General features: G+C 74.3%; 13 protein-coding genes. 9 read left to right on the plus strand and 4 right to left on the minus strand.

Annotated elements, in window-relative coordinates:
* Window positions 1-666, minus strand: a 666-nt coding sequence (sepH, locus tag ACFT55_RS15150) for a septation protein SepH (RefSeq protein ID WP_380244670.1), incomplete at its 3' end; no start/stop codon positions are given.
* A gap of 154 nt (window positions 667-820) precedes the next feature.
* On the opposite strand from sepH, the gene ACFT55_RS15155 reads away from it, so the two are divergent.
* From ACFT55_RS15155 to ACFT55_RS15165, 3 genes are all read left to right on the plus strand, one after another.
* The gene (locus ACFT55_RS15155; RefSeq protein ID WP_380244671.1) at window positions 821-1,486 is read left to right on the plus strand and encodes a trimeric intracellular cation channel family protein; all 666 of its coding nucleotides are present in this window, start codon (window positions 821-823) and stop codon (window positions 1,484-1,486) included.
* 3 nt (window positions 1,487-1,489) lie between these two features.
* Complete coding sequence (locus ACFT55_RS15160; RefSeq protein WP_380244672.1) at window positions 1,490-2,332, plus strand: inositol monophosphatase family protein; 843 nt, start codon at window positions 1,490-1,492, stop codon at window positions 2,330-2,332.
* Between the two features lie 270 nt (window positions 2,333-2,602).
* Window positions 2,603-2,902 (plus strand): DUF4193 domain-containing protein, encoded by a 300-nt coding sequence (locus tag ACFT55_RS15165; RefSeq protein ID WP_380244673.1) that lies wholly within the window; start codon window positions 2,603-2,605, stop codon window positions 2,900-2,902.
* 142 nt (window positions 2,903-3,044) lie between these two features.
* Here the strand turns inward: ACFT55_RS15165 and ACFT55_RS15170 are convergent, their stop codons facing one another.
* A complete protein-coding gene (locus ACFT55_RS15170; protein WP_380244674.1) occupies window positions 3,045-3,515 on the minus strand; it encodes a DUF3093 domain-containing protein in 471 nt (156 codons plus the stop codon).
* Window positions 3,516-3,602: 87 nt separating this feature from the next.
* On the opposite strand from ACFT55_RS15170, the gene dut reads away from it, so the two are divergent.
* The 4 genes from dut to ACFT55_RS15190 all read left to right on the plus strand — a co-directional run bounded on the left by dut (window position 3,603) and on the right by ACFT55_RS15190 (window position 6,235).
* Complete coding sequence (gene dut / locus ACFT55_RS15175; protein ID WP_380244681.1) at window positions 3,603-4,088, plus strand: dUTP diphosphatase; 486 nt, start codon at window positions 3,603-3,605, stop codon at window positions 4,086-4,088.
* A gap of 127 nt (window positions 4,089-4,215) precedes the next feature.
* Window positions 4,216-4,986, plus strand: a complete 771-nt coding sequence (locus ACFT55_RS15180) for a DUF3710 domain-containing protein (RefSeq protein WP_380244675.1) — start codon at window positions 4,216-4,218, stop codon at window positions 4,984-4,986.
* 35 nt (window positions 4,987-5,021) lie between these two features.
* Window positions 5,022-5,393, plus strand: coding sequence for an OB-fold nucleic acid binding domain-containing protein (locus ACFT55_RS15185; protein ID WP_380244676.1), 372 nt, complete (start codon window positions 5,022-5,024; stop codon window positions 5,391-5,393).
* Window positions 5,394-5,428: 35 nt separating this feature from the next.
* Entirely contained in the window at window positions 5,429-6,235 is an 807-nt protein-coding gene (locus ACFT55_RS15190; protein ID WP_380244677.1) for a DUF3159 domain-containing protein, read from the plus strand.
* On the opposite strand, the gene ACFT55_RS15195 is transcribed toward ACFT55_RS15190, so the two are convergent.
* Both ACFT55_RS15195 and ACFT55_RS15200 read right to left on the minus strand, forming a co-directional pair.
* Complete coding sequence (locus tag ACFT55_RS15195) at window positions 6,232-6,996, minus strand: potassium channel family protein (protein WP_380244678.1); 765 nt, start codon at window positions 6,994-6,996, stop codon at window positions 6,232-6,234. The genes ACFT55_RS15190 and ACFT55_RS15195 overlap by 4 nt on opposite strands.
* Window positions 6,996-7,649 (minus strand): potassium channel family protein, encoded by a 654-nt coding sequence (locus ACFT55_RS15200; RefSeq protein WP_380244682.1) that lies wholly within the window; start codon window positions 7,647-7,649, stop codon window positions 6,996-6,998. Before ACFT55_RS15200 ends, ACFT55_RS15195 begins: the two co-directional genes overlap by 1 nt.
* Before the next feature lie 104 nt (window positions 7,650-7,753).
* On the opposite strand from ACFT55_RS15200, the gene ACFT55_RS15205 reads away from it, so the two are divergent.
* Both ACFT55_RS15205 and ACFT55_RS15210 read left to right on the plus strand, forming a co-directional pair.
* Window positions 7,754-9,748 carry an APC family permease gene (locus ACFT55_RS15205; protein WP_380244679.1) on the plus strand — a complete coding sequence of 665 codons (1,995 nt, stop codon included), beginning with the start codon at window positions 7,754-7,756 and terminating at the stop codon, window positions 9,746-9,748.
* A 108-nt stretch (window positions 9,749-9,856) separates the two neighbouring features.
* Window positions 9,857-11,161 (plus strand): class I SAM-dependent RNA methyltransferase, encoded by a 1,305-nt coding sequence (locus ACFT55_RS15210; RefSeq protein ID WP_380244680.1) that lies wholly within the window; start codon window positions 9,857-9,859, stop codon window positions 11,159-11,161.
* Window positions 11,162-11,220: the final 59 nt, after the last annotated feature.

The raw sequence follows: 11,220 nt of genomic DNA on the forward strand, positions 1-11,220 counted from the left end.
GTCGTCCAGCAGCAGCGCCGTCGTGTCGTCCTCGACGTGCCGGCGCGGCGCCGCCGCACGACCGCCGCTCGACGGCACGCCCAGCATCTCCGGCGAGACCGGGTCGTCCGGCTGGCCGAGCCAACGCGCCTCGTCGTCGAGCGGCGTCACGACGCGGCCCTTGGGGTCGTAGGTCCAGCGCGCGGAGCGGTTGCGGTCCCCGGCGGAGAACCGCACCTCGACGACCCAGGGCGCCGAGCCGTCCCGCCGGGCGGACCAGTGCGCCTCGGACGCCCGCACGCCGCGGGCGGCCAGACGGGTGTCCGCGACCTCACCGAGCGTCGTCGCCTCGTCGTCGCCAGGCAGCCGGTGGGCGCGCACCTGGGCGATGACGTGGTCGCGCTCCGCGACCACGGGCCACTCGTAACGCTGCACGTGCTCGACGGGCAGGCCGGACTCCTCGGCCAGCTCCTCGGCCGAGGCGCCCGCACGCAACCGCGCCTGCAGGTCGCGAGGTCGCAGCGTCGTCGCGGCCTGGGCGCGCAGCGCCTCCGTGCGCGGCCGGTCGCGCCGGACCGCGGCGCGCAGCGCCTCCGTGATGGGCAACGTGCTCTGGGTGCCGTCGGGGCCGCGCAGGACCAGGCGCTCACCGTCCTCGTGCAGTCTCACGAGCTCGAGCTCGGCCATGCTTCCTCCCTCACAGGTCGCCCGCGGGTACGTTCCGTCGGGGCGGGTCCGCCGGTTCGAGGGTGCCACCGGCGCGGCGCCCGACGGCGCAGGCGCGTCGGTGTGCCGTCGATTGACGCGCCCGCCCTCGCGTCCCCTGGGAGGATGGCGTCCCGTGGACGCGTTCACCTCCGGCCCGGTCTCCGTCGTCGAGCTCGTCGCCGTGTTCGTCGCGGCCGTCTCGGGCGGCCTCGCGGCCGTGCGCAAGCGGTTCGACGTGTTCGGCGTGCTCGTGCTCGCCTGGGTCACGGGCCTCGGGGGAGGCATCCTGCGCGACGTGCTCATCGGCGACACCCCGCCGGTCGGGATCTCGAGCTGGCGTCTCGTCGCGGCGGCGCTCGCCGCGGGTGTGATCATCTTCTTCTTCCACCCCGGGCTCGAACGCATGCGCCGCTCGGTCCTCGTGCTCGACGCGGCCGCGCTGTCCCTGTTCGTGCTGCAGGGCACGACCAAGTCGCTCGACCTCGGGGCCGGTGTGCTCGCGTCCGTCGTCGTGGGGGTGCTCACCGCGGTGGGAGGCGGCATCGTGCGCGACGTCCTCGTGGGGGAGGTGCCGCTGGTGTTCGCCGACCGACAGCTCTACGCGGTGCCCGCGCTGGTCGGCGCCGGCATCACCGCCGCCCTGTGGCACGCCGGGGCGCTGCAGGCGTGGACCGCCCTGGGCGTGGTGCTCCTGGTCTTCGGCTTCCGCCTCATGTCCCTCGCGCGCGGGTGGACGGTGCCGCACCCCGGGCCGGGCTGGACCGCCCGGTGGGGGCGGCGGCGGTCGGGCAAGATGTAGCGCGTGCACGACATCGAGCGACAGACCGCGGACCACGACGTCGAGGGGCTGCGCGACCTGGCCCGGCGGCTCGCCCTGGAGGCCGGCGCGCTGGTGCGCGACGGGCGGCCCGACCGGGTCGAGGTCGCGGCGACCAAGTCGAGCGCCGTCGACCCGGTCACGGACATGGACCGTGCGTCCGAGGCGCTGCTGCGCGAGCGGCTCGCCACGGAGCGGCCGCACGACGCGATCCTCGGCGAGGAGGGGGACGACGTCCCGGGCACCTCCGGGCTGACCTGGGTGCTCGACCCGATCGACGGCACGGTCAACTACCTCTACGGCGTCGCGTCGTACGCCGTCTCGGTGGCGGTCGTCGCCGGCCCGCCCGACCCGGAGCGCTGGACGGCCCTCGCCGGCTGCGTGCACTCGGTCGTCGACGGGCGCACCTGGACCGCCGCTCGCGGAGGGGGTGCCGAGCGGGACGGGCTGCCGTTGCAGGTGAACCGCCCGGCGTCCCTGGCCGCGTCCCTCCTGGGCACGGGCTTCGGCTACGAGGCCGCCCGGCGCGCCCAGCAGGCGCGGGTGCTCGCCGACGTGCTGCCGCGGGTGCGCGACATCCGGCGCCTGGGCTCGGCGGCCATCGACCTGTGCCTCCTGGCGGAGGGCCGGCTCGACCTGTACTACGAGCGTGGGCTGAACCCCTGGGACATGGCTGCCGGGGGCCTGGTGGCGTCGGAGGCAGGCGCGTGGCTGGGCGGGCTGCGCGGACGGGGCGCGAGCCGGGTGATGACCGTCGCGGGTGCCCGCCCCGTCGTCGACGAGCTGGCCCGGTTGCTCGAGGACGCCGACGCGGACGGCGACGCCTGACGCCGACCGGGTTCGGGCCGCGCCGCCCACCCCTCCCGGGGTGAAAAAGTTCGTCAGCGGGCGCGTTTCCGCTGGCGGAGAACGCCAGGACGGCGCGGGTGTCGTCGCAGGTCAGAGGCCGATGACGGCACTGTGACACGGGGAACAGCGTGCGGTGTCGCGCGCCCGCCCGAAATGGTGCACAATCCGTGGGCCGACCGGGAACAAAACTCGGTCACCGAGCATTATCAGCGCGTACCGATACCGACACCACGGAGCGTGACCACACAGATGGCAACCGACTACGACGCCCCCCGTAAGAACGACGAGGACGCGGAGCAGGACTCGATCCAGGAGCTCCAGGCGCGTCGTTCCGACAAGTCGTCGGGTGTCGTCGACGAGGACGAGACGGAGGCCGCGGAAGGCTTCGAGCTTCCCGGCGCCGACCTGTCCGGCGAGGAGCTCGCGGTTCGCGTCCTGCCCCGCCAGGCCGACGAGTTCACCTGCACGAGCTGCTTCCTCGTCCACCACCGCAGCCAGCTGGCCTACGAGAAGAACGGCCAGATGATCTGCACGGAGTGCGCTGCCTGACGCACGCGTGACCGTGCGCCGGGGGCGCGCAGCACCACGGACGAGCAGCACGGACGACACGGGCCGTCACGTCGAGGACGTGACGGCCTTCGTCGTCCCTGCGTGCGTCGTCCCTGCGTCCGTTGTCCCCGCGGGGGACCGGTCAGTGCCCCAGCGCCGCGGCCAGCTCCTGGGGGCGGCGCGTCGACAGCAGCCAGTACGGGGTCGGGTCCAGCGGGTCCTCCAGCTCCACGCGCACGCCCGTGCGCGCCCACGCGCGCAGGCAGACGAACGCCCGGGCGTCCAGGGCGGTGCCGAGGGCGGTCCGCATCTGCTCGGGGCTGTCCATCGGCGTGACGTCCCCCAGGAGGTCCACCGGGACCTGGGCCCGGCCGGCGCGCAGCCGCCCGTCGGCGACCTCGATCACCGGGGCCGTCGCCACGAGCGCGACCAGCGTGCCCGCCGCGACCAGAGCACCGATCACGACGCCGACCACGTGGGCCAGGGGCCACAGCGCGATGCCGGTGATGACGCCGAGGGCGACGGCACCGCACCAGGCGGCCGGACCGGGCGTGAGCCGCTCGCGGAACGCGGGGCCGGTGACGGGGGAGAGGTCGGGCCGGTGCTCGCTCATGGACCCATCATCCCAGGACCGCCGCAGCCCGGTGACCGCGTGCGGTTCGGCTACGCTTCCCGGGTGCCCGACACCGCTGCCCAGCCCGTGACCCCTCCCGCGAGCACCGACCCGCGCACCGACCCGAGCACGGTGGACGTGCTCGTGACGCTGCTCGACGACGCGCCGACCCCCGCGTACGCGCACCCGGGCGACGCGGGCGCCGACCTGGTGACGACCGTGGACGTGGTGATCCCGCCGCAGGGCCGCGTGACGGTCCCGACGGGCGTCGCGATCGCGCTGCCCGAGGGCTACGCGGCGTTCGTGCACCCGCGCTCCGGGCTGGCCGCGAAGCACGGCGTCACGGTGGTGAACGCGCCCGGCACCATCGACGCGGGCTACCGGGGGGAGATCAAGGTGATCCTCCTGAACACGGACGTCGCCGAGCCGGTGCACCTGCGTCGGGGCGACCGGGTGGCGCAGCTCGTGGTGCAGCGCGTCGAGCACGCGCGGTTCCTCGTCGCGACCTCGCTGCCGGGGTCGCACCGCGGCGAGGGCGGGTTCGGCTCCAGCGGTGGCTTCGCCGGGGCCTGAGACCACCCGTGGGCCTGGGCTTCCACAGGCCCGCCGGACGTAGCGGCGAACCGGTCTACTGTGGGAGATGAGTAGGACCCGCTCGGACGGTTGACGGCCGAGCAGGACGACGAGAAGGAGATCCTCCGTGGGGCTGTTCCGGCGCAACGCGTCGAATAAGGAGACCGACGCGGCCCGCGAGACCGCGCCCGAGGAGGCAGCGACGACCGCCTCCGGTGACGGCGGCGGTGACGGCGGCGGCGCGCAGGAGCGCTCCGAGCGCGGACCGTTCGACTCCTCCCAGGTGACGGGCATGGGCCCGCGCGTGGACCTGGGCGCCATCTGGTTGCCCGTGCTGCCCGGCCTCGAGCTGCGCATGGAGGTCGACAAGAAGACGCAGAAGGTCACCGGCGTCTCCGCGACCCTCGCCGGGTCGGGCCTGCAGGTGCAGGCGTTCGCGGCGCCGCGCACGGAGGGCATCTGGGACGAGGTGCGCACCGAGATCGGCACGTCCATCACGCGGCAGGGCGGCACCGTCGACGACGTGCCGGGCACGTTCGGGCGCGAGCTCATCGCGCGCATCCCGGCGACCGGCCCGGACGGGCAGGCGGCCGTGCGCCCCGCGCGCTTCGTGGGCGTCGACGGCCCCCGCTGGTTCCTGCGCGGCGTCCTGTCCGGACGCGCCGCGATCGACCCGGAGGCCGCCCGGCCGCTCGAGTCCGTGTTCGCGAACGTCGTGGTGGTGCGGGACGGCAACCCTCGCCCCCCGCGCGACCTGCTCACGCTCACCCTGCCCAAGAACGCCCGGCAGGGCGGCACGCCGGACGGCGAGGCGGCCGCCGGCCCGGAGAGCGCCACGCCGCAGACGCCGTCGTTCGACCCGCTGAACCGCGGGCCGGAGATCACCGAGATCCGGTAGCCGGACACGGCCATGACCCACCGCCTGGAGTACTGATGTCCCTGCGTACCGCCGTCCGCCACGCGCTGGCCTCGGCCGACGAGGTCGCCGCCGACGAGGAACGGCACGAGGCCGCCGCCTACGGCGGCGGCTGCACGCCTGTGGCCCAGCTGAGCGACCGCAAGCGCGCGAGCACCGCCGGCGTGCTGCGCTCGGTCGTGCTGCGCCCCCGTGAGGGCGTCCCCACCGTCGAGGCGGAGCTGTACGACGGCTCGGGCTCGCTCGACCTGGTGTGGCTCGGGCGCCGGTCGATCGCCGGCATCGACCCCGGCCGCCGGATCCGCGTGGACGGGCTGGTCTGCGACGTCGACGGACGTCGCACGATGTTCAACCCGCGCTACGAGCTGCGCGCGCGGGCCGGCGAGTGAGCGACGCGGCGGGCGGGTCCGCAGGGCGCAGCCCGGTGGCCGACGGACGCGGCGTCCGCGCCGTCGCGGGGGAGTCGTTCTCCTTCGCGCAGGCGGTCGGCGGAGTGCGCGGCGTGATCGAGGCGGTGCTGCCCGGCCTCGTGTTCGTGGTGCTGTACGTCATCACGTCCCAGTTGACCTGGGCGCTCGTGGCGTCGGTCGGCGCGGCGCTGGTCGCCGTGGTCGCGCGCCTGGCGCAGCGCACGCCGATCACGCAGGCTCTCGGTGGGTTGCTGGGGATCGGTGTGGGCGTGTTCTGGGCGTGGCGCTCCGGTGAGGCCCAGGACTTCTACGCCTGGGGACTGTGGACCAACGCCGCGTACCTCGCCGCCATCCTGGTCTCGCTCGCGCTGCGCTGGCCGGTCGTCGGCCTCGTGGTCGAGGCCGTGCGCGGCGGGTTCGCCGACGTCGCGGCCGAGCGCGCCCGCGCCGGGCACGAGGGGGCGGAGAAGGCCGCTCCCACGGAGCCGGGGAGCGACGCCGCCGGTGAGCCTGCCACGGCCGACCCCGCGCCCAGCCCGCTCGCCGCTCTGACGGTCTGGCGCAAGGACCCGGACCTGGTGCGCCGCTACACCCTGGCGACGTGGTTCTGGGCGGGGCTGTTCGCGGTGCGGCTGCTCGTCAAGGTGCCGCTGTACTTCTCGGGCGACGTCGGCTGGCTCGGCACCGCCCACCTGGTCCTCGGCGTCCCGTTGTGGGGCCTGGTGCTCTGGCTCACGTGGGTCGTGGTGCGCGGCGCGCACGACAGCCGCGACGACCAGCCCGCGGCCGGGAGCCGCGAGCCGGCCTCGCCGGCGTCCTAGTCGTCGTCCTGGTCGCCGCCCACGGACGCGTCAAGACCGTCGACGACGACCTCGGGAGGCACCAGGGGTGCGTCCTCCGCGATGGGGGGGACGGTCGGGCCGCCGGTGGCGAGGAGCTGCTGGAGCGCCTCCTCGTCCGCCTGGCTGCCCATGACGAGCACGAGCTCGTCACCTGCCTCGAGCGTGTCGTCCACCGTCGGCGCGAGCGGCTGCGACCCCCGCACGACGCACGCCAGCACCGTGTCGGTCGGCCAGCCCACCGAGCCGACCCGGGCACCGACGAGCGGAGAGTCGGTCGGCAGCGTCACCTCGACGATGTCGGCGCCGGACTGGTGGAACGTGAAGATGCGCACCAGGTCGCCCACGGCCACGGCCTCCTCGACCATGGCCGTCATGATCCGCGGTGTCGACACGGCGACGTCCACGCCCCACGAGCCGTCGAACATCCACTCGTTCTTGGGGTTGTTGACACGGGCGACGGTGCGGGGCACGCCGAACTCCGTCTTGCACAGCAGCGAGAAGACGAGGTTCGCCTTGTCGTCGCCGGTGGCGCCGACGACGACGTCCGCGCTGGCCACGTCGGTGGCCTCGAGCGAGGACAGCTCGCACGCGTCGGCGAGGAGCCAGTCCGCCTCGGGCACCTGGGCCACACGCATGGCGGCCGGGTTCCGGTCGATGAGCACGACCTCGTGGTCGTGCGAGAGCAGCTCACGGGCGATGGACCGGCCCACCGACCCGGCACCGGCGACGACGACGCGCATCAGCTGTCCCCCTGCTGCGGCTCGTGGGTGAGGACCCGCTCGACCGTGGCGGCGTCGTCGGCGCGCATGAGCACGTGCAGCACGTCGTTGTCCTGCAGCACCGACGAGGCCGTGGGCAGGACGCCGTCCGTGTACCGGGAGAGGAACGCGACGCGGGCGCCGGTGGCCTCCTCGATGCGGTGCACGGTCGTGCCCGCCCAGGCGGGGTGGTAGTCGATCTGGGCGAGGCGCACCTGCCCGGACGGGTCGCGGTACTCGTCGGTCGCGCCGAGCGGCAGCATCCGGCGCAGCACCTGGTCGGCCGTCCAGCGCACCGTCGCGACGGTGGGGATGCCGAGGCGCTGGTAGATCTCGGCCCGCTGCGGGTCGTAGATGCGGGCCACGACGTTCTCGACGCCGTACGTCTCGCGGGCGACGCGCGCGGCGAGCACGTTCGAGTTGTCACCGTCCGAGACGGCGGCGAACGCGTAGGTGTCCTCGATGCCGGCCTGGACGAGGGTGTCGCGGTCGAAGCCGACGCCGGTCACCTTCTGCCCGCTGAAGCCGGCCGGCAGCCGGCGGAACGCCTCGGGGTTCTGGTCGACGACGGCCACCGAGTGGCCGTGGGACTCGATCGTCTGCGCGAGCGTCGACCCGACGCGTCCGCAGCCCATGATCACGAAATGCACGAGCGAAACGCTATACCTCGAACGGCGTGGGTTCCTCGCGGTGCCCCGGCGCGAGACGACGCGCCCCGCGGGGCATAGCATTGCTCGACGTGTCGGACATCGCGGACGCTGCCAAACGGCTCCTCATCGGACGCCCCGTGCGCAGCGAGAACCTGGGGCACACGCTCCTGCCCAAGCGCGTCGCGCTGCCCGTCTTCGCCTCGGACGCGCTGTCCTCGGTGGCGTACGCCCCGGACGAGATCCTCCTGACCCTCGCGGTCGCGGGCATCGCCGCGACCACGATCTCGCCGTGGATCGGCCTGGTGGTCGTCGTCGTGCTGCTCGTCGTGGTCTCGTCGTACCGGCAGAACGTGCGCGCCTACCCGTCCGGCGGCGGGGACTACGAGGTCGCGACGACGAACCTCGGCCCGTCGGCCGGCATCGGCGTCGCGTCGGCGCTGCTGGTCGACTACGTGCTCACGGTCGCCGTGTCGATCTCTTCCGGTGCGCAGTACGCGGCGTCCGCGCTGCCCTTCCTGCGGGGCCACGAGGCGCTGTTCGCCGTGCTCGTCGTCGTGGTCCTCACCGTGATGAACCTGCGCGGCGTGCGCGAGTCGGGCACCGTCTTCGCCGTCCCGACCTACTGCTTCATGGCGCTCATCGGCCTGCTGGCCGTGGTCGGCGCGATCCGCTGGTTCGCCGGCGACCTCCCGATGGCCGAGAGCGCGAACTTCGAGATCACCCCCGAGGCCGGCTTCGACCAGGGGCTCACGGGGCTCGCGGGCGCCTTCCTTCTGGCGCGCGCCTTCGCCTCCGGCTGTGCAGCCCTGACGGGTGTCGAGGCCATCAGCAACGGCGTGCCGGCCTTCCGCAAGCCCAAGTCGCGGAACGCTGCCACGACCCTCGCGCTGCTGGGCGGCATCTCCGCCACCATGATGATCTCGATCCTGCTGCTCGCGCAGGCCACCGGCGTGAAGTACGTCGAGGACGCGCACTCCCAGCTCACGTCCGACGGGCAGCCGCTCCCGGCCGACTACAACCAGCACCCGGTCATCAGCCAGCTCGCGGGAGCCGTGTTCGACGGGTTCACGCCGGTGTTCGTGGCGATCTCCGTCGTCACGGGCCTGATCCTGGTGCTCGCGGCCAACACGGCCTTCAACGGGTTCCCGGTGCTCGGCTCGATCCTGGCCAAGGACGGGTTCCTGCCACGCCAGCTGCACACGCGCGGCGACCGGCTCGCGTTCTCCAACGGCATCATCACCCTCGCCGTCGCTGCGATCGTGCTCATCGTCGCGTTCGACGCCCAGGTCACCCGCCTCATCCAGCTCTACATCGTGGGCGTGTTCGTGTCGTTCACGCTGTCCCAGCTGGGCATGGTGCGGCACTGGACGCGCGCCCTGCGCAAGGAGCCCGACCCCAAGGAGCGCTCGCGCATGCAGCGCTCCCGGGTCGTCAACGGCGTCGGGCTCGTGATGACCGCCACGGTGCTCGTCATCGTGCTCGCGACAAAGTTCACGCACGGGGCCTGGATCACCCTGCTCGCCATGGGCGTGCTCTTCGGCCTCATGAAGGCGATCCGCGCGCACTACGAGCGGGTCCGCGAAGAGCTGGCCCTCGACGACGTCGCCGGTGCGCGGGCCCTGCCGAGCCGCGTGCACGCCATCGTGCTCGTGTCCAAGATCCACAAGCCGACCATGCGGGCGCTCGCGTACGCGCGGGCCTCGCGGCCGTCGGTCCTGGAGGCCGTGACGGTCGGGGTGGACCCGGACGACATCGCAGAGATCCGCGAGCGCTGGGAGAGCCTCGACCTCCCCGTACCGCTGCGGGTGCTGGACTCGCCGTTCCGCGAGATCACGCGGCCCGTCCTCAAGTACGTGCGGTCCGTGCGCCGCGACTCGCCGCGCGACCTGGTGGTCGTGTACATCCCCGAGTACGTCGTGGGCCACTGGTGGGAGCAGCTGCTGCACAACCAGTCCGCCCTGCGGCTCAAGGGACGCCTGCTGTTCACCCCCGGGGTCGTCGTCGCCTCCGTGCCGTGGCAGCTGTCGTCCTCGGCCGGACAGACCGGCCTGGAGGGCACCTCGCCCCGCGGACCCAGGTACTGAGCGCGGCCGCACCTCGCACGCGGTGGGCCGACCACCCGTGGCCGCGCGTCGGCCACGACACAGCCCCGGCGGTCGGCGGGCCGGCGCGCCCGGGGGAGAATGGTGCCCATGCCCCGACCTCGCCGTTCTGCGCCGCGCCCCCGCACCACCGCCCCCGACCCTGAGGTGGGGCGCGAGGTCGACCTGGAGGTGGGCCCGGTCGCGCACGGCGGCCACTGCGTCGCCCGGCTCGACGGTCGCGTCGTCTTCGTGCGGCACACGCTCCCGGGCGAGCGGGTGCGCGCCCGGGTCACCGAGACCGGTTCGCGCTTCTGGCGTGCCGACGCCGTCGAGGTGCTGGAGCCGTCGCCCGACCGCGTCCCGTCCGCCTGGCCGGAGGCGGGCCCGGGCGGCGTCGGGGGCGGTGAGCTCGCGCACGTGGCCCTGCCGGCGCAGCGTCGGTGGAAGGCCGCGGTGCTGGCCGAGCAGCTGCAGCGGCTCGCCCGCCTCGAGCGGGACGTCGAGGTGGAGGCGGTCCCCGGCGACGACGAGCGCGGCGGCCTCGCGTACCGGACCCGCGTCGACCTCGTGGCCGACGCCGAGGGGCGGGCGGGGATGCGACGGTTCCGGTCGCACGACGTCGTCCCGCTGGAGGCGATGCCGTTGGCGACCGACGAGGTCGCGGCGCTCGCCGACGCGGAGGACGTGTGGACGCGACGCTGGCGCCCGGGCGCGCAGCTGCAGCTCGTGGCCCCGGCGGACGGCGCGGACCCCGTGCTCCTGGTGGACGACGTGCCCTGGCGCCGGGGGCGCGGGGACACCCGTCCCAACGCCCGCCGCGCCGTCGCCGAGACGGTGCGGGCCGGCGGCGCCGAGCACCGCTACCGGGTGGCGGCGGACGGCTTCTGGCAGGTGCACCGGGCGGCGCCCGACCTGCTGACCGGCGCCGTGCTCGACGCGGTGCACGGAGCCGACCCCGACGGCGCGACGGTGCTCGACCTGTACTCCGGCGCCGGCCTGTTCACCGTGCCGCTCGCGGCGGCGGTGGGCGGTTCCGGACGTGTCGTCGCGGTCGAGGGCGACGCGCGCGCGGTCAAGGACGCGCGCCGCAACGCGCACGACCTGCCGCAGGTGGAGCTGCACCTCGGTGCCGTCGACCGCGTGCTCGCGGACGGGGACGCGTCAGGGTCCGACGTGGGCGGGGCGGACGTCGTCGTCCTCGACCCGCCCCGTGCCGGGGCCGGCCGCAAGGTCGTGGACTCCATCGCCGGCCGGGGGCCGCGTCGCGTCGTCTACGTGGCGTGCGACCCGGCGGCGCTCGCCCGCGACATCGCCTACCTCGCGGGCCACGGCTACGAGCTCACCGGGCTGCGCGCGTTCGACCTGTTCCCGATGACCCACCACGTCGAGGCCGTCGCCGTCCTGGACCGCTGACCGCCCCCGCAACGAGCGTGCTGACCTGATCCTCAAACCCGCTGAATGAGGATCTGGTC

This window comes from Isoptericola sp. NPDC057191 (genome assembly GCF_042670225.1).
Taxonomy (GTDB): Bacteria; Actinomycetota; Actinomycetes; order Actinomycetales; family Cellulomonadaceae; genus Isoptericola.

Coding starts and splice junctions, on each gene's coding strand:
- ACFT55_RS15210 (WP_380244680.1), top strand. CDS start 9,857: ATGCCCCGACCTCGCCGTTCTGCGCCGCGCCCCCGCACCACCGCCCCC.
- ACFT55_RS15165 (WP_380244673.1), top strand. CDS start 2,603: ATGGCAACCGACTACGACGCCCCCCGTAAGAACGACGAGGACGCGGAG.
- ACFT55_RS15200 (WP_380244682.1), bottom strand. CDS start 7,649: ATGGGCTGCGGACGCGTCGGGTCGACGCTCGCGCAGACGATCGAGTCC.
- ACFT55_RS15170 (WP_380244674.1), bottom strand. CDS start 3,515: ATGAGCGAGCACCGGCCCGACCTCTCCCCCGTCACCGGCCCCGCGTTC.
- ACFT55_RS15195 (WP_380244678.1), bottom strand. CDS start 6,996: ATGCGCGTCGTCGTCGCCGGTGCCGGGTCGGTGGGCCGGTCCATCGCC.
- ACFT55_RS15185 (WP_380244676.1), top strand. CDS start 5,022: ATGTCCCTGCGTACCGCCGTCCGCCACGCGCTGGCCTCGGCCGACGAG.